This is a genomic window from Sinorhizobium americanum (genome assembly GCF_001651855.1).
Classification (GTDB): Bacteria; Pseudomonadota; Alphaproteobacteria; order Rhizobiales; family Rhizobiaceae; genus Sinorhizobium; species Sinorhizobium americanum.
On record NZ_LNQC01000080.1, the window covers coordinates 65,396 to 81,657 of the forward strand.

16 protein-coding genes and 1 tRNA gene are annotated in these 16,262 nt (G+C 63.5%); 8 read left to right on the plus strand and 9 right to left on the minus strand.

The window, feature by feature from the left end; all coding sequences use genetic code 11:
- Nucleotides 1-65: 65 nt before the first annotated feature.
- Together hisN and ATC00_RS27800 are read right to left on the minus strand one after the other, a co-directional pair.
- Nucleotides 66-842, minus strand: coding sequence for a histidinol-phosphatase (gene hisN / locus ATC00_RS27795; protein WP_064255219.1), 777 nt, complete (start codon nucleotides 840-842; stop codon nucleotides 66-68).
- 349 nt (nucleotides 843-1,191) lie between these two features.
- Nucleotides 1,192-2,073, minus strand: coding sequence for an N-formylglutamate amidohydrolase (locus ATC00_RS27800; protein WP_064255220.1), 882 nt, complete (start codon nucleotides 2,071-2,073; stop codon nucleotides 1,192-1,194).
- A 190-nt stretch (nucleotides 2,074-2,263) separates the two neighbouring features.
- Between ATC00_RS27800 and cpdR1 the strand changes: the two genes are divergently transcribed.
- On the plus strand, nucleotides 2,264-2,626 hold the full coding sequence (cpdR1, locus tag ATC00_RS27805; protein WP_037389271.1) for a response regulator CpdR1: 363 nt from the start codon (nucleotides 2,264-2,266) through the stop codon (nucleotides 2,624-2,626).
- 288 nt (nucleotides 2,627-2,914) lie between these two features.
- Nucleotides 2,915-2,989 (plus strand) — tRNA-Val (locus tag ATC00_RS27810).
- 220 nt (nucleotides 2,990-3,209) lie between these two features.
- Here the strand turns inward: ATC00_RS27810 and ATC00_RS27815 are convergent.
- A complete protein-coding gene (locus ATC00_RS27815; RefSeq protein ID WP_064255221.1) occupies nucleotides 3,210-3,683 on the minus strand; it encodes a hypothetical protein in 474 nt (157 codons plus the stop codon).
- A gap of 296 nt (nucleotides 3,684-3,979) precedes the next feature.
- On the opposite strand from ATC00_RS27815, the gene ATC00_RS27820 reads away from it, so the two are divergent.
- Nucleotides 3,980-4,177, plus strand: coding sequence for a hypothetical protein (locus tag ATC00_RS27820; protein WP_132079463.1), 198 nt, complete (start codon nucleotides 3,980-3,982; stop codon nucleotides 4,175-4,177).
- A gap of 154 nt (nucleotides 4,178-4,331) precedes the next feature.
- Here ATC00_RS27820 and ATC00_RS33110 read toward each other — a convergent pair whose 3' ends face one another.
- From ATC00_RS33110 to ATC00_RS27830, 3 genes are all read right to left on the minus strand, one after another.
- A complete protein-coding gene (locus tag ATC00_RS33110) occupies nucleotides 4,332-4,499 on the minus strand; it encodes a hypothetical protein (protein ID WP_082912594.1) in 168 nt (55 codons plus the stop codon).
- A 301-nt stretch (nucleotides 4,500-4,800) separates the two neighbouring features.
- Nucleotides 4,801-5,481, minus strand: a complete 681-nt coding sequence (locus tag ATC00_RS27825; protein ID WP_064255222.1) for a peroxiredoxin-like family protein — start codon at nucleotides 5,479-5,481, stop codon at nucleotides 4,801-4,803.
- Between the two features lie 93 nt (nucleotides 5,482-5,574).
- Nucleotides 5,575-8,838, minus strand: a complete 3,264-nt coding sequence (locus tag ATC00_RS27830; RefSeq protein ID WP_064255223.1) for an adenylate/guanylate cyclase domain-containing protein — start codon at nucleotides 8,836-8,838, stop codon at nucleotides 5,575-5,577.
- A gap of 315 nt (nucleotides 8,839-9,153) precedes the next feature.
- Between ATC00_RS27830 and ilvD the strand changes: the two genes are divergently transcribed.
- Complete coding sequence (gene ilvD, locus ATC00_RS27835; protein ID WP_037389285.1) at nucleotides 9,154-10,992, plus strand: dihydroxy-acid dehydratase; 1,839 nt, start codon at nucleotides 9,154-9,156, stop codon at nucleotides 10,990-10,992.
- Between the two features lie 67 nt (nucleotides 10,993-11,059).
- Here ilvD and ATC00_RS27840 read toward each other — a convergent pair whose 3' ends face one another.
- Nucleotides 11,060-11,464 carry a GFA family protein gene (locus tag ATC00_RS27840; protein ID WP_037389287.1) on the minus strand — a complete coding sequence of 135 codons (405 nt, stop codon included), beginning with the start codon at nucleotides 11,462-11,464 and terminating at the stop codon, nucleotides 11,060-11,062.
- A gap of 93 nt (nucleotides 11,465-11,557) precedes the next feature.
- Here ATC00_RS27840 and ATC00_RS27845 point away from each other — a divergent pair, with 93 nt between their 5' ends.
- Entirely contained in the window at nucleotides 11,558-12,019 is a 462-nt protein-coding gene (locus tag ATC00_RS27845; protein WP_037389289.1) for a MarR family winged helix-turn-helix transcriptional regulator, read from the plus strand.
- On the opposite strand, the gene ATC00_RS27850 is transcribed toward ATC00_RS27845, so the two are convergent.
- A complete protein-coding gene (locus ATC00_RS27850; RefSeq protein ID WP_037389291.1) occupies nucleotides 12,020-12,490 on the minus strand; it encodes a MarR family winged helix-turn-helix transcriptional regulator in 471 nt (156 codons plus the stop codon).
- A 256-nt stretch (nucleotides 12,491-12,746) separates the two neighbouring features.
- Between ATC00_RS27850 and ATC00_RS27855 the strand changes: the two genes are divergently transcribed.
- A complete protein-coding gene (locus tag ATC00_RS27855; protein WP_037389292.1) occupies nucleotides 12,747-13,220 on the plus strand; it encodes a DUF1579 domain-containing protein in 474 nt (157 codons plus the stop codon).
- A gap of 58 nt (nucleotides 13,221-13,278) precedes the next feature.
- Entirely contained in the window at nucleotides 13,279-14,043 is a 765-nt protein-coding gene (locus tag ATC00_RS27860; RefSeq protein WP_037389293.1) for a VOC family protein, read from the plus strand.
- Between the two features lie 47 nt (nucleotides 14,044-14,090).
- Here the strand turns inward: ATC00_RS27860 and ATC00_RS27865 are convergent, their stop codons facing one another.
- Nucleotides 14,091-15,044 (minus strand): LysR family transcriptional regulator, encoded by a 954-nt coding sequence (locus tag ATC00_RS27865; protein WP_064255224.1) that lies wholly within the window; start codon nucleotides 15,042-15,044, stop codon nucleotides 14,091-14,093.
- Nucleotides 15,045-15,152: 108 nt separating this feature from the next.
- On the opposite strand from ATC00_RS27865, the gene ATC00_RS27870 reads away from it, so the two are divergent.
- On the plus strand, nucleotides 15,153-16,187 hold the full coding sequence (locus tag ATC00_RS27870; protein WP_037389297.1) for an aldo/keto reductase: 1,035 nt from the start codon (nucleotides 15,153-15,155) through the stop codon (nucleotides 16,185-16,187).
- The last annotated feature ends 75 nt before the right edge of the window (nucleotides 16,188-16,262 follow it).

Sequence of the window (16,262 nt, forward strand, 5' to 3'; positions counted from 1 at the left end):
GTTGCATGTCGCCCACAAATGTGGGCAGCAGCTTTGGGGTAACGACATGCACAAAGCGGGCCGCTTTAGCGCGCTCGCAACATCTCCAGCGCCTGCGCATGTAGCTCCGGGCTGCCCGCGGCGATGATCTCGCCGCCCATTTCCGCCGGACCGCCCTGCCAGTCGGTGATGATGCCGCCCGCCTGCTCGATCAGCGGAATGAGGCCACCGACATCGTAGGGCTTCAGGCCGCATTCGATAACGAGGTCCACATGGCCGGCCGCAAGCAGCGCGAAGGCGTAGCAATCGCATCCGTAGCGGAAGAGCCGCACCTTCGCCTGCAGCGCCTCGAAACGTTCCTTGAGCTCGCCGGTATAGAGATGCGGCGAGGTGGTGAACAGGACAGCATCCGAAAGCGCGTCGCAGGCACGCGTGGACAGCACCTTCTCGCCACCTGGACCGCGGTAGGTCGATTTCTCTCCATCGGCGAAATAGCGCTCGCCGGTGAAGGGCTGGTCCATCAGCCCCATGATCGCCTTGCCGTGGCGATAAAGCCCGATCAGCGTTCCCCAGACCGGCAATCCGGAAATGAAGGCGCGCGTTCCATCGATCGGGTCGATCACCCAGACATGTTCGCGGTCGAGGCCGATATTGCCGTGCTCCTCGCCGAGGATGCCATGCTCGGGGAACGCGGCTTCAATCAATCGCCGGATGGCCGCCTCCGCCGACTGGTCGGCTTCGGTGACGGGGTCGAACCCGCCTTCGAGCTTGTTGACGACGCTCGTGCCCGTGCGGAAGCGGGGCAGGGTTTCCGCCTTGGCGGCATCGGCGAGGCGGTCGAAGAAGGAACGGTCGGGCAGCATGTCACTCTCTTGAGGCGAGGAAGGAAGTTCCTCCTGAATAGAGGAAATCTGCCGAAAGGCAACGATTGCACCGGCCCTGCCCGCTGCGATGCAAAGGAGCTGCCGCCTACTGCATGTGTCCTTAAATCGACCTCGATTTAAGGACAAAGACATGCAGCAATTCAAAGTGCTACAGCGACCTTTGCGCGTCTGATAAGACGCGCGGCGCTGTAGAAACTTGACAATTGTGCAGTGCAATATTAGGGTGCCCATGCAGTCACGAGTGGCTGCAAATACCCTTCTTGGGTGTTTCCTCCCTAGACTTGACCGCGCCATTGGCGCGGTTCTTTTTGAGGGCACGGGGAGCCGGCTATTCCGCGGCAAGCGGCAGATAGGCGCCGTAGTCCTCGACATGGCGCGCCAGACCCGTGACGAAGGTCGCAAGATCGGTTGCCAAAGCTGCAAATCCCGGCTTTTTGACCAGCGTCGCCTCGTCGACATAGAGGCTGCGGTTGATCTCGATCTGAAGCGCGTGCAGCCCGCGTGTGGGCCGGCCATAATGTTCGGTGATGAAGCCGCCGGCATAGGGCTTGTTGCGGGTCACCGCATAGCCCAGCTCTTCAAGGAGTTCGACAGCAAAGCGTGATAGTTCAGCGGCGGCGCTCGTTCCATAACGGTCGCCGATGATGAAATCCGGGCGCTGGCCGCTGCCTGCCAGGTGAACGTTGCCGGGCATCGAATGGCAGTCGATCAGCACCGCCATTCCGAACTGGACATGGGTGCGGGCGATCAGCTTCCGGAGCGTCGCATGGTAGGGCTTGTAGATTGATTCGATCCGCGCCAGCGCCTCCTCGACCGGCACGCGGCTGCGGTAAATTTCCATATTCTCGGCCACCAGCCGCGGCACCGTGCCGAGCCCGCCGGCGACCCGCATCGAACTGATATTGGCGTGGGGCGGCAGCACACCCTCGAACATGCGCGGATCGAGCTCGTAGGGTTCGCGGTTGACGTCGAGAAAGGCGCGCGGAAAATGGGCCCTCAGCAGCGGCGCTCCGATTAGAGTGGCGCTTTGGAAGAGTTCGTCGACGAAGTGGTCCTCGGACCGGCGAATCGAATGCGCATCGAGCCGCGACTGATCGAGAAAAGACTGGGGATAATAGCGCCCGCTATGTGGGGAGTTGAAGACGAGGGGGATCCGCTGGCTCGCGGGTTCCAAGACCTCGAACACGTCCCACTCGGCCACTTCCCCCATCGGAACCCTTTTACCATATGCGGATCTTGCTGTTCGTATCATGTTGCCAGTTGGCCGCCGCTGTGTCCATAGTGGCCTCCCGCCGGTTCCGGGGGTTGACCCCTGCCGTTCACCGGATATTTACGCTGTTGCGGTTTGCTAGGCTGCCGCATCCCACAAGCATTGAAAAGAAGTAGCCACGGCTGAATTCATGACTGCGAAAATCCTCCTTGCCGAAGACGACAACGACATGCGCCGCTTCCTCGTGAAGGCGTTGGAAAAGGCCGGCTACAAGGTCCTGTCCTACGACAACGGCGCCAGCGCCTATGACCGGCTTCGCGAAGAGCCTTTTTCGCTGCTGCTGACCGATATCGTCATGCCCGAGATGGACGGCATCGAGCTCGCCCGCCGGGCGACCGAGCTCGATCCGGACCTGAAGGTGATGTTCATCACCGGCTTCGCAGCGGTCGCGCTGAACCCGGACTCGAAGGCCCCGAAGGACGCCAAGGTCCTCTCCAAGCCCTTCCACCTTCGCGACCTCGTCGACGAGGTCAACAAGATGCTGGCTGCCTGAGACGGCGCAGGGCGTCGCCTGTCTGCGAACTCGGCGGGCGGGGCCGATCTGCTTGATCGACTTCCGCTTGCGATTCGCCTCGCCGGGTCTCGCCGCGTGCATTATGCTGCCCGTTCACCCGGCGGTCGCCTCTGCTATTTCAATCATTTAGCCTGCCCGATGCGCCCGCAGCGGGCAAAAAGCCCACACAAACCCGACACTCCGGCGCCAGCAAGATTTCTGTCGAAAAACCTTCGAAAAGCCTATTGACGCGCACGCCGGTTTTATGGTCTATGCGCCGCATCGGATGGGCGTGTAGCTCAGCGGGAGAGCACTACGTTGACATCGTAGGGGTCACAAGTTCGATCCTTGTCACGCCCACCATCCAAGTTTCTGATATAAAAGGCCTTTCGAGAAATCGGGAGGCCTTTTTACATGGTGCTCCTCGGTGTCCCCAAAACCTCGCGGAGGCTGCCCGAGCGCCTTCCGTTGTTTTGGCCGCGACTGCGTCCGGTGGAGGAGCATAGTGGCGAGCACCTGCCTGTCGGCGGCTGATGAAGCATCCGTGACGGCTTCCAACGGCCGGTCGGGGCCGCCCTCCGGTTCAGCGCTTCCCCAGCCTCCGCAGGTGTCTCTTGTAGATTCCTGGGAACCGCTTTGGTTTCCCTGCTGCGGGTCTGTTCGTCTGTTCGATCAAGTGAGAAAGTTCCGGATACTCGGTCTTCAGCCGCCTTATTCGACGACCCTGATGAACGATGGGTACGAGTTCGACAATCGACCGGTACTTGATCAGGAAAGGCAAAAGATCGCCTCCATCCACCGGTATTTGCCCGACGGCGGACGCCATCGTGGGCGCGGTTTCGTTCCGGGGAACACCGAGTTCTGCCCATGTCTTCACCACAGGCATCCACACCGCGAAGGTGGCGGGGATTTCTTCACTGGGATAACTGGCACCCTCCTTAACTTCGCCATGCCTCAAAAGCCATTTTAAGGGTGTGCCTGGCTGCAGAGCGACGGCTAGGCGCCACCCTGAGATAAGGCCGGGATTTTGTTTCGCGAGTTCCTGCATACTCGACATGGTTCACCCCCGGCGTAAAGATGCTTCGCGACATGGGACCTGTCCAGTTACACATTTGGGTAGGTAAGCCGCCAAAAAACAATCATTGCGCGAGAAGCTGCGCGCGTCCTGAAACCGCGCCGGACGGCGGCCGAGTGAATGCGTCGACGCTTTCCTAGGACCTTAGTCCAACAGGAAATGGGCCGGAGGTCTTAGCCCACTTGCCACTATCCCATTGATATTTCTTGTAATCCTTGACTAAAACGTGCGCCGTGCGACCCTCAGGCTCTTAGTTCCATCGCGAGGGGAAGCACACCGTGAGACTCATGAAGGTGAAGAAGAAGTATCCCCGAAAGAAACACGGGTCAGTTGCAACCGAGCGCTTCGATGATGGAAGGATCGTCAAGAAGCGTGCAGCCCCCGGTTTGTCGTACCGCGAGGAATGGACCCACGATGGGTGTCCGGGCACCTTCGAGGCGTGGCTGGCAAGCAAGGGAGTCTTTCCCAAGCAGTAGCCTCACAGCGGCGGACAGATCGTCACGCCTCGCCCAACGGCGTAAAAGATGCACCTCGTCCTTGACCACCGATGCACTGGCAGAGATTGAAGGCGATGAGAAAGGTTGGCGGAGCCCGTTTTTCTGTTGCGACCGATTATGCCGGTAGCTGAGGCTAAAGCCTGACGATATCGTCGACCCAATATTCCACTTGATAACGAACGGAGTTGGCTTGCTCCTTTGCTTCGCGCCAGGCCGCGCGGCCATATCGACCCTCGCAGGCGATCCGGTCGGTCGCCCAGAAGCCAGCCAACGCAACAATGAACAGTAGCAAGCCGCGCATATCGACATCTTGTCGATGAATTCTTTAGAAAGCTCTAACGCTCACACTTGCATTCAAGCGGATCGGATCGGCGCATCGATCTCCCTGCCGCTGCCATCGATCACGTATTCGCTTGGTCGTCACGCGGTTGTCACGAACAGCGGCTAGGAAAGACCCACCTCGCCGTTGACCACGGATGGACTGGCAAAGGCAGAAGGTGATGAGGAAGGTCGGGTTTACCCCGGCCTTTTTTGTTTTCCCGGAACGGCCACGAGGAGCGGCCGCACCGGCCGCTCACGCGCGGTAATGCCTTGTCAGTTCCTCAATGAAGAACCTGCGAAGCCGCCGACATCACCTCGTCCGGAGAAGGAGACCGGAACATGTTGCGGCCGTCCGCGGAAGCCTCGGTGAAGGCCCATCGCACGACACCGTCGCGGTCGAGCAGGAACTCGCCGACGAGCTGCCCCATGGCGTTCGCCTCCATCCGTTTGTCATCATCGGTCATCTCGTAGCCGTCGGCCTTCTGAAGATAATCCCCAGCGGCGACCGGATCCATCGGTTCCGGCAGTTCACCGGGCAAGTCGACCCGCATCGACATGACTGTCTGCATGCCCAGTTTATGCGGCCAATCGTCTTCGTCCTCGGTGAACTCGAGGTTCGGCAGGCCGAAGGCTCGGTGTGAAATTCGCTCGGGATCCGACGCGGCGAGCAAATTCGGCAAGGGATGGTAGCGGAAATAGAGGCGGGCCCGCTCGATCGGCGTGTTGACGACCGTCAGCGTCTCGACCCCCTTTTCATTGAGGGCGGCCTTGAGCTGCGCCATCGTGGCGATCTGCCGGCGGCAGAACGGGCATTGCAGGCCGCGGAAAAGCCCTACCAGAACGGGTTTGCGGCCCCGAAAATCATCAATGGCGATCTTGCCCTCCTGGGTGATCGCGTCGAGCACCACGTTCGGCGCCCGGTCGCCCGGCTGCAATGGGCCGGAACTGGTGTATTCCGCCATGGCTGTTCTCCTCCCTGCATGCCGCGCAGCACGCAAGCCCGCTCGAGGCGTGTGGCGCTGCTTCCTCCCGGGCCATTGCTGCGTGACGGCTGCTCAGTCGAGGAACGGCAGTATCACCAGAGCTTCCGGGTCGAGATCGTGACTTTCGCAGATGTCTTGCGCCAAACGGAAATGACGTTCGGCCTCGGCGAGCTCGCCTTCATCGAGGCAAAGTGTCGCCAAGCCATCATAGCACGGAAACAGCACCTGCGCTTCGCCCGTTTCACCGGCAAGATCGAGCGCTTCACCGTAGAGCTTGCGGGCGTCCGCCGGCCTGCCGTGGCACTGGAAGATCTGCCCCAGCACCAGCAGCGAGACTGGCAGATGGTCGCGCTGGTCGAGCGCGCGGTCGATCTCGATCGCCCTTTGCGCCGCCGGCACACCTTCGGTCGAGCAGCGGTCGGTGAAGGTGCAATGAGCGACCGCAAGATTGGCAAGGAGCCGCGCCTGAAAGCCGAGGTCGCCGATGCGGCGGGCCATGTCCAGGCCGCGCCGGCAGACTTCGATGGCGAGCTTCGGATCGACGATCGTGTAGAGCACGCCGAGATTGGTATAGCCGCGGCAGGCCGCATGCATCAGGGTCGCCCCTTCGGCAACCTCGACGCTCGTCTCCACAGCCTTGATCGCCTCTCGCGTGCGACCGCGCCGCGCGAGAGCTACCCCTTTGGTATTCAACGCCTCGGCGGTGACGAGGGCTACCTCGCGCCTCGTTTCGGCACCCACTTCGGTACCAAGCGCCTTGACTCTCTCCAAGGCGTCGTCCGCCCATTTGGAGGCGCCGAGATAGTCGCCCATGCGGAAAGCCAGATGCCCCCGCTCCTGCAGCAGCGACGCGCTTTCGACCGGCGCCTCGGCGCGCTCGAGCAGCCCGGCTGCTTCCGTGAAAGTCGCCTGCGCCCGATCGCGCTTGCCGGCCTCCCAGAGAAGACGGCCGAGCTTGCGGAGGATCCGCGCAAAAGCCACGGCATCCGAGGCGACGGGGCCGGCGTCGAGCAGCGCACGGTAGTGCTCCTCCGCCTGGGCGCGCTCACCGAAGGGCACGAGCAGATCGGCGAGCCGCTCGCGAGCGACGAACCAGTCTGGCTGCTCTTCGCCGAGCGTGGCCAGCGCAGACATCGCCTGCCGATAGAAGCGGATGGCGTCTTCATTGGCATAAAGCTGGCTTGCCCGGTCTCCGGCGGCCATCAGATAGCGAGCCCCCTTGGCCCGGTCGGCCGAGTGACTGTAGTGATGCCCGAGGACAGCCAGATCCTCGAAACGCTCGGGGCTCTCCCCATGGCGGCGCTCCAGGGCATTGGCGATCGCCGCGTGAATCTCCGTCCGCCGCTTGACGAGCAGATTGTTGTAGACCACCTCGTGCAACAGGGACTGAACGAAGCGATAGCTTTGCGATGCCGGCGTCCCGCCCCGGGCACTCTCCTCGATGATTTCGGCATCGCACAGCAACTCCAGGCCCGGCGCCACGTCACCCGGTTGCGAAGAGATGGTGGCGAGCAACTCCGCGTCGAAGCGGGGGCCGATGACGGCGGCGCCATGGACGAGGCGGCGCACTTCCGGCGGCAGGCGATCGATGCGCGCCAGCAGCATCGCCTCGATGCCGGCGGGAATGTCGACGCTCGCTTCGCCGTCGACCACATGCCATCGGGAGCCGTCCCGCCGGAGCGTTCCGAGTTCGATGAGGCCGCGGACGATTTCCTCGATGAACAGCGGGTTGCCGCCGGCGCGCGCGAGGATTTGCCGGCGCAGGCCTTGAGGCAGGCAATTCTCTCCGAAGAACCCCGCCAGCAGCCGCTGTCCGTCGGCGGGAGAGAGCGGCCCAAGGCGCAATGCGGTCACGCTGGTGCGCCCCGGGGCCAGGCGCTCCGGGCCGGAATCGGGCCGCTGCGTGGTGATAAGCATCAAGGGGCGGCGATCCAGCCGGTCTAGCACGAAGCGCAACGCCTCCAGCGAAGCAGCGTCCGCCCAGTGCAGGTCCTCAAGCACGATGAGCAAGGGCGCCCGCTCGAGCCGCCTTTCGAACATGGTGCGGATGACCGACAGGAGCTGGCGGCGAACCTGGTCGGGAGAGACGTGCTTCAGAGCGCCTTCCCGATCTCCCATCCCTAGAATATGGAAGAGAAGCGGCATCGCCTCATCCAGCTCATCAGCGGTGAAGCCTATTTCGGCGAGACCGGCTGCCAGCCGCTCCTGCGTTTGCTCCGCGGTGCCCCCGGCCGGTATGCCATAGGCGCTGCCGAGCACGGCAGCGAGCATGCCGTAGGACGGCTCGCCGAGCGGAGAGCAGGCCGCGCGTCTGACGACCACATGCGCAAAGCGCGGGTCCTCGCCGATGGCCGACAGGAGCTCGACCACCAGACGCGACTTGCCGATGCCGGCTTCGCCGGTCAGACGCACGACTTGCGCCGTGCCGGTGCAGGCGAGCGCCAGGCAGTCCCGCATCCGGACGATCTCGGCATCGCGTCCGATAAGGGGCGCGCTGAGGCCGAGGGCGTCGAGACCCCTGGCCGGGCGCGGCGCCTCGAGCGCGCCGGTCAAACGATGCACCTGAAGGCTACCGGTCTTGCCGCGCAGGGCGACGGCGCCGAGCGTCTCATAGGCGAAGGCATGCCGGGTGAGCCTGTGCGTCACCGGCCCCGCTAGGATTTCATCCGTGCCGGCCATCGTCTGCAGGCGTTGCGCCGTGTTCACGGTGTCGCCGGTGACCGAGTAGGATTTCGAGTCGCGCGCCCCGAAGCCGCCGGTGACGACCGGGCCGGTGTTGACGCCGATATGAAGGCTGAGCGGCAGGCCGATGCGGCCATGCCAGCGGTCGCTCACCTCAGCGGTCCGCTCGCGCATCTCCAGTGCGGCCCGAAGGGCCCTCTCCGGATCGTCCTCATGCGCTACCGGGGCGCCGAAGAGGGCAAGCAGCGCATCGCCGATGAACTTGTCGACGAAGCCGCCGAATGTCTCGACTGCATTCGTCAACGCCTCGAAGAGCTCGTTCTGCAGCGCCTGCAGAATTTCCGGGTCGATCTGCTCGCTGAGACCGGTGAAACCGCAGAGATCGGCGAACAGGACCGTGACGGTGCGCCGGTCGGCGCCGATATCCGGTGAGGGTGCTGCAGGCGTCTGCGCGACGGCTACCGCCGGAGGCGGCTTTGGAGCCGGTCTGACATCCGCCGGCGCTCCGAGTCGGGTGCCGCAGCGCGGGCAGAAGGCGAAATGCGGCGCGCAGAGAGAGCCGCAAGCGGAGCACGAACTCTGCTGCTTAGCACCGCATTTCGGGCAGAACGCGAAGCCGCTTTCAATCTCGCTACCGCATTCATGGCAGTTCATCGCCGACGAACCTCGATACGCACCCGCCGCGAAGACGTCCACGGCACAGGCGGGAATGCTGAAAAAACAATGGACTTGTTGATGTGGCTTGGCAAGCAATGCGCCATCTTGCCGGAGGTGAAGCGACACGTCGGCAACCCTCAAGGAAACGCCGCCTCGAACGTGCGGCGAATGACTGGCGCTTCGCGGCGCTCATGCGGCGGAAATAATCTGACGCGAAAGATGACGTGCGCGCAATTTTGCGCTAGTACGCCTGAACGGCGCTCAATCATCGCCATTGCTCGCGTATCGTATTCGTCCGTGAAGGAACACGTCATGCCTGCCTATCGCTCCCGCACCACCACCCACGGCCGCAACATGGCCGGCGCCCGCGGCCTCTGGCGCGCGACGGGCATGAAGGACAGCGACTTCGGCAAGCCGATTATTGCGGTGGTGAACTCCTTCACCCAGTTCGTGCCCGGCCACGTGCATCTCAAGGATCTGGGTCAGCTCGTTGCGCGCGAGATTGAGGCGGCCGGCGGCGTCGCCAAGGAATTCAACACGATCGCCGTCGACGATGGCATCGCCATGGGCCATGATGGCATGCTCTATTCGCTGCCGTCGCGCGAGATCATCGCCGACAGCGTCGAATACATGGTCAACGCCCATTGTGCCGATGCCATGGTCTGCATCTCCAACTGCGACAAGATCACCCCCGGCATGCTGATGGCGGCCTTGCGCCTCAACATTCCCGCCGTATTCGTTTCCGGCGGACCGATGGAAGCCGGCAAGGTCGTGCTACACGGCAAGACGCACGCGCTCGACCTCGTCGACGCGATGGTCGCTGCGGCCGACGACAGCGTCTCCGACGAAGACGTCAAGGTCATCGAGCGCTCCGCCTGCCCGACCTGTGGCTCCTGCTCCGGCATGTTCACCGCCAACTCGATGAACTGTCTGACCGAGGCGCTCGGCCTGTCTCTGCCGGGCAATGGCTCGACACTCGCCACCCATGCCGACCGCAAGCGCCTCTTCGTCGAGGCCGGCCATCTCGTCGTCGACCTGGCGCGCCGCTATTACGAGCAGGAGGACGAGCGCGTGCTGCCGCGGGCGATCGCGTCGAAGAAGGCTTTCGAGAACGCCATGGCGCTCGATATCGCCATGGGCGGTTCGACCAATACCGTGCTGCACATCCTCGCCGCCGCCTATGAAGGCGAGGTCGACTTCACCATGGACGACATCGACCGGCTCTCGCGCAAGGTTCCCTGCCTGTCGAAGGTCGCACCGGCGAAAGCCGACGTGCATATGGAAGACGTGCACCGCGCCGGCGGGATCATGTCGATCCTCGGCGAACTGGAAAAAGGCGGCCTCATCAACCGCGATTGCCCGACCGTGCACAGCGAGACGATCGGCGACGCGATCGATCGCTGGGACATCACCCGCACGGCAAGTGAGACAGTCCGTAACTTCTTCCGCGCCGCTCCGGGCGGCATCCCGACGCAGGTTGCCTTCAGCCAGGAGGCGCGCTGGGACGACCTCGACACCGACCGGGAAAAGGGCGTCATCCGTTCGGTCGAGCATCCCTTCTCCAAGGACGGTGGCCTCGCGGTACTGAAGGGCAACATCGCGCTCGACGGCTGCATCGTGAAGACGGCCGGCGTCGATGAGAGCATCCTGAAATTTTCCGGCCCGGCCCGCGTCTTCGAAAGCCAGGACGCCTCCGTCAAGGCCATCCTCGCCAACGAGATCAAGGCCGGTGACGTCGTCGTGATCCGCTATGAGGGGCCGAAAGGGGGCCCCGGCATGCAGGAAATGCTTTATCCGACGAGCTACCTGAAGTCGAAGGGCCTCGGCAAGGCCTGCGCGCTGATCACCGACGGCCGCTTCTCCGGCGGCACGTCGGGGCTGTCGATCGGCCATGTCTCGCCCGAGGCGGCCAATGGCGGCATGATCGGGCTGGTCCGCGAGGGCGACATGATCGACATCGACATCCCGAACCGCACCATCAGCCTGAGGGTGGACGAAGCGGAGCTGGCCAAACGCCGCGCCGAACAGGATGCCAAGGGCTGGACGCCAGCCGAGCCGCGCAAGCGCAAGGTGACCACGGCGCTCAAGGCCTATGCCGCCTTCGCGACCTCCGCCGACCGTGGCGCGGTGCGGGATCTCGGCAACCGGTAGTCGGAGAGAAGGCAGGCCAAGGAAAGCTCCCGCCGCAGCGGGAGCTTTTTCATTTGAACGGCTGAAATCACATGTGCCGCGTCTCGGCCGGCACATTCCACCAGTTGTTGTGCAGCCCGTCCATATACTGGATCGGCAGGGCGGCAAGCATCGCCGGATCGATATCGTCGAGGCAGGCGATGTTGATCGAGACGAAGGCGCCGCCGAGCTCTTCGACATATCCCGTTCCGTAAGGCGAGACGCCGCAAGCCGGGCAGAATCGATGGTGGCCGCTCATCGTGTTGAACTGATAGTCGCCGCTGCTCGTGTCTTCGCAGAGCAGTCGGAAGTCCTCCGGCTTCACCAGCGCGCCCCAGTAGCGCGTCTTCGAGCAATAGGTGCAATTGCACCGGCTGGTCCCGGCCTCCAGATCGGCATCGACTTCATAGCGGATCCGTCCGCAGTGGCAGCTGCCCTTGTAGGTCATCTTCATCTCGCTCCTCCCCGAGGCTCTCTTGCCAATCAAAAAGCAATATGACAACGTATTGCCAAATACGATTACCGCAACTGACAATATGTTGTCAACATGAATGATCCCCCACGGACACCCTCCGGTGACGCCTTCGCCGAGTTCGCCATCTCGGTCCTGCGTCTCGCCGGACATTTGACCTCGGAAGGAGATAGGCTGGCGCAGCCATCCGGCCAGACCAGCGCCCGCTGGCAGGTATTGGCGGCAGCAAGGCATTCGACGCTATCGGTGGCAGACGCCGCCCGCGCCCTCGGGCTGGCGCGGCAGGGCGTGCAGCGCATCGCCGACATTCTTGAAGCCGAGGGCCTGCTGGCCTACCAGCAGAATCCGGCCCATCAGCGCGCCAAGCTGATGACGCTCACGCCGAGTGGCGAAGCGGCGCTCGCAGAGATCACAGCAAGACAATCCGTCTGGGTAAACGCGCTTGGCGCAGAGATGGGAGAGGAGAGGCTGCGGCAGGCGACGGCGCTGATCACCGAACTCGCCGCGCTGCTCGGAGAGCGTCGCGCGTCGACATGATCACGCGCCGCATATCGCCGGCGTTTCCGTGAGAGCGAGAAGGTCGGTCCGCAGCCGGTCGGGACCGGCGTCGCCGAGCTGCGCATCGACTGCAGCATGCGTGCACTGCCAGATCGGCACGGCTTCCGCCAGCAGCCGCTCTCCCGCTTCCGTCAATCGCAGGCGCCGCAGCCGTCTGTCGTCGGGATCGACGAATGTCTCGACGATACCGCGGCGCTCGAGCGGTTTCAGCGCCGCCGTCAGCGTCGTGCGGTCCATCGCCAGAAGCGACGCGACCGCGCTCATGCTCGGCGGTTCGGGCCTGTTCAGCGACATCATCAGCGAGAACTGCCCATTGGTGAGGTCGAGCGGCCTCAGCGCCTCGTCAAAACGGCGGGCGAGCGCCCGGGCGGCACGCTGGACATGCAGGCACAGACAGCTGTCCCTGACGACGATCGTGGTCGAGAAGGGGATGAGCGGCAGCTTTGACATGTTCGACTAATGTTGATATCAACCTAAATAGTCAAGCAAAAATGGCGATGCATCCACCCTTCGACGTTCTCACCCATGAGAATTCGAGCACGGAATTCATTCGCCACTGCGACGGTATGACGACTGACTGGGACCGCACGCCTGCCTGCCGCGGTCGAATGGACTTAGCGGCCGGCCCTATCTGACGCTCTGTGCCGCGTAGCATCGAGGCGCGGCAGACCACGGCGATGCAATCGAAAAAGCGAAGGAGGAGAACGTGAAAGCAGAGCCTCAGGAAGAACACCGATGGCTGGAACAGCTGCTTGGTGAATGGACGGTCACGTCGGAAGAGTCGATGGGAAGCGGCGGGTCGAGTGAGCCATGGGTCGAGAATGTCCGTTCGATGCAGGGACTCTGGGTCGTTTGCGAAGGGCAAGGCACCATGCCGGACGGAAGTTCCGGTCAGACCCTGATGACGCTGGGCTTCAATCCCCTGACCGGCCGCTATGTCGGCACGTGGGTCGGCTCGATGATGACGCATATGTGGGTCTATGACGGCGAGATCGAAGAGGACGGCAAGACGCTCGCTCTGAATTGCGAAGGCCCGGATTTTGAGAACCCAGGCAAGTCCGCCAGATACCAGGACAGAATAACGTTGAACGATGCAAACCGCAGGACATTGACGGCCCGCGTCCAGGCGGAAGACGGAGGCTGGAAGGAACTGATGAAGGCGGAATACCGCCGCCGATAGCTGATGCCACGGCGATCGCTGCGTCGCCGGCATGGACCCAAAAACCGGAGGATCGACAATGCACGGGAAATTCATCTGGTACGAGCTGATGACGACGGACACGAAGGCCGCGGAAGCCTTCTATAAGAGCGTTGTCGGCTGGTCCGCCCGCGACGCGGGCATGCCGGACATGAACTACACGCTTTTCTCCAAGGGCGAGCACCAGGTCGCCGGCCTGATGACCATGCCCGACGGCGCGCTCGAGATGAAGGTGCCGCCGGCCTGGCTCGGCTATGTGGCAGTCGATGATGTCGATGCAAGCGCCGACAAGCTCGCCGCCGCGGGGGGTACCGTCCACCGCGCGCCGGACGACATCCCCGGCGTCGGCCGCTTCGCGATCGTCACCGATCCGCATGGCGCTGCCTTCGCTCTGTTCAAGGGCGATGGCGAACCGCCGCCAGCAATGGACCAGATGGCAGCCGGCAATGTCGGCTGGCATGAACTGATGGCAGGCGACCTCGACACCGCTTTCGAGTTCTATTCGAAGCTGTTCGGCTGGACCAAGGACCAGGCGATGGACATGGGCGAGATGGGCGTTTACCAGATCTTCGCCTTCAACGGCCAGCCGATCGGCGGCATGATGACCAAGCCGAAGGAAATACCCGCGCCACCCTACTGGCTCTATTATTTCAACGTCGAGGCGCTCGATGCGGCGATCGATCGGGTCACGTCCGGCGGCGGCAACATCATTCAGGATCCGATGGAGGTGCCCGGCGGCGCCTGGATTGTGCAGGGCACCGACCCGCAGGGCGCAGTTTTCGCGCTTGTCGCACCGAAGCGCTGACGCAAGCGCCAATCAAGAAATGGCTCGCGGTCCCCGCGGGCCTTCTTCTATCCCGACACACCTAACCGCTGCCGATCGAGGTCGTCGGGCAGCACCGGCGTCACGCGGGCATGGCTCGCAAGAAAGTCGAGAACCGCTCGCACGCGGGAGGGGAGAGCCCCGCCCTGCCCCAGGAAAACCGCATGGATCTCTTCGAGGTCCCCCGGGTTCAAGTCCTCGAGCACCGGCAGCAGCCGGCCGGCGCGCATGTCTTCGCGCACCGCGAACTCGGCAAGCCGCGCCAGCCCGGCGCCGACGATGGCGAGGTGCCGCAGCCCCTCGCCGTCGCTGACCTGCACCGCTCCCGAAGCGGGCAGCACGACCGTTTCGCCGGCCTGCCGGAGGGGCCAGCCGTCGACGGCGCGGGCATAGCAGAAGCCAAGCCGATCATGCGCCCGCAGTTCTTCCAGGCTCGAGGGCATGCCGTTGCGCGCGAGATAGGACGGGGCTGCGACGATGACCATCCGCGTCGCGCCGAGCTTGCGGGCGATCAGTGTCGAACTCTTCAGCGGTCCCGCCCGGACCGCCACATCTGCGCGCGCCTCCATCAGGTCGACCACCGCATCGGTCTGGACGATGTCGAGCGTGACCGCCGGAAATCGCTCGCGGAACTGTGGCACCAGAGGCATCAGGACATGCGTGCCGAACGAGGCGTTGACGTTCAATCGCACCCTGCCGGTCGGGCTTTCGCCGACCGAAGCGCAGCGTTCCGCCTCGTCGATGTCGGCAAGTATCCGCGTCGTGCGCTCGTAGAAGGCATGGCCCTCCGGCGTAAGCTGTAGCTTACGCGTCGAGCGGTTTACCAGCCTAACGCCGAGCCTTTCTTCGAGGCGCAGCACGAGCTTGCTGACGGCGGAAGGCGTCATGCGGAAGTGGCGGGCGGCGGAGGAGAAACCGCCGAGCTCCACCGCTTTCGCAAAGACTTCCATTTCACCCGAGCGGTTGACCGAGGGTCGCGACATGTGAATTCAACTCACAGATAATGTTCCCGCCACCAGTCTATATCCAAAACGCCGTCCGCTCCATCTTTCTCCCCGTGTAAGTGACATGAGCACGAAGGAGTTCTTGGAATGGAGTATCGACGGCTTGGTTCGTCTGGCCTGAAGGTGCCGGCGCTCAGCTTCGGCGCCGGCACGTTCGGCGGCAAGGGTCCGCTTTTCAGCGCCTGGGGCACGACGGCGGAAGCGGAGGCCCGGCGCCTGGTCGACATCTGCCTAGAGGCGGGCGTCAACCTCTTCGACACGGCGGATGTCTATTCCGATGGCGCCTCCGAGGAAATCCTCGGAGCGGCGATCCGGGGCCGACGAGGCGACGTGCTTCTGTCGACGAAGATGTCGCTGCCGACCGGCGACGGACCGAATGATGCCGGCTCGTCCCGCGCACGCCTCGTCAAAGGCGTCGACGCCGCGCTGCGACGGCTCGGCACCGATTATATCGACCTGATGCAATTGCACGCCTTCGATGCCGGCACGCCGGTCGAGGAAGTGCTGTCGACCCTCGACATGCTCGTGCGCTCCGGCAAGCTGCGCTATGTCGGCGTTTCCAATTTCTCCGGCTGGCAATTGATGAAGTCTCTGGCGGCCGCCGACCGCCACGGCTATCCACGCTACGTCGCCAATCAGGTCTACTACTCTCTCGTCGGGCGGGATTACGAATGGGAGCTGATGCCGCTCGGCCTCGACCAGGGCGTCGGCGCGCTGGTCTGGAGCCCGCTCGGCTGGGGCCGGCTGACCGGCAGGATCCGCCGCGGCGAGCCTTGGCCGGAAGGAAGCCGGCTGCACGACACCGCCGCTTTCGGCCCGCCGGTCGACGACGAAAAGCTCTACGACATCGTCGACGCGCTGGATCAGATTTCGGAGGAAACCGGCCGAACGGTGCCGCAAATCGCGATCAATTGGCTGCTCCAGCGCCCCACCGTCTCGAGCGTCATCATCGGGGCGCGCAACGAGGAGCAACTCCGCCAGAACCTCGGCGCCGTCGGCTGGTCGCTGTCGGCTGAGCAGATCGCCCGCCTCGATGCGGCGAGCGCGACGACGGCACCCTACCCTCACTTCCCCTACTACCGGCAGGAGGGCTTCGCGAGGATCAATCCACCGCCAGTCTAAAACCGGAATCGACCCCCGATGACCCGGCCAAGCCAAGCCTCGGTTTCGGCTTGCTTTCTTTCTTTGCATTGCACA

Coding starts and splice junctions, on each gene's coding strand:
- hisN (WP_064255219.1), bottom strand. CDS start 842: ATGCTGCCCGACCGTTCCTTCTTCGACCGCCTCGCCGATGCCGCCAAG.
- ATC00_RS27800 (WP_064255220.1), bottom strand. CDS start 2,073: ATGGGGGAAGTGGCCGAGTGGGACGTGTTCGAGGTCTTGGAACCCGCG.
- cpdR1 (WP_037389271.1), top strand. CDS start 2,264: ATGACTGCGAAAATCCTCCTTGCCGAAGACGACAACGACATGCGCCGC.
- ATC00_RS27815 (WP_064255221.1), bottom strand. CDS start 3,683: ATGTCGAGTATGCAGGAACTCGCGAAACAAAATCCCGGCCTTATCTCA.
- ATC00_RS33110 (WP_082912594.1), bottom strand. CDS start 4,499: ATGCGCGGCTTGCTACTGTTCATTGTTGCGTTGGCTGGCTTCTGGGCG.
- ATC00_RS27825 (WP_064255222.1), bottom strand. CDS start 5,481: ATGGCGGAATACACCAGTTCCGGCCCATTGCAGCCGGGCGACCGGGCG.
- ATC00_RS27830 (WP_064255223.1), bottom strand. CDS start 8,838: ATGAACTGCCATGAATGCGGTAGCGAGATTGAAAGCGGCTTCGCGTTC.
- ilvD (WP_037389285.1), top strand. CDS start 9,154: ATGCCTGCCTATCGCTCCCGCACCACCACCCACGGCCGCAACATGGCC.
- ATC00_RS27840 (WP_037389287.1), bottom strand. CDS start 11,464: ATGAAGATGACCTACAAGGGCAGCTGCCACTGCGGACGGATCCGCTAT.
- ATC00_RS27845 (WP_037389289.1), top strand. CDS start 11,558: ATGAATGATCCCCCACGGACACCCTCCGGTGACGCCTTCGCCGAGTTC.
- ATC00_RS27850 (WP_037389291.1), bottom strand. CDS start 12,490: ATGTCAAAGCTGCCGCTCATCCCCTTCTCGACCACGATCGTCGTCAGG.
- ATC00_RS27860 (WP_037389293.1), top strand. CDS start 13,279: ATGCACGGGAAATTCATCTGGTACGAGCTGATGACGACGGACACGAAG.
- ATC00_RS27865 (WP_064255224.1), bottom strand. CDS start 15,044: ATGTCGCGACCCTCGGTCAACCGCTCGGGTGAAATGGAAGTCTTTGCG.
- ATC00_RS27870 (WP_037389297.1), top strand. CDS start 15,153: ATGGAGTATCGACGGCTTGGTTCGTCTGGCCTGAAGGTGCCGGCGCTC.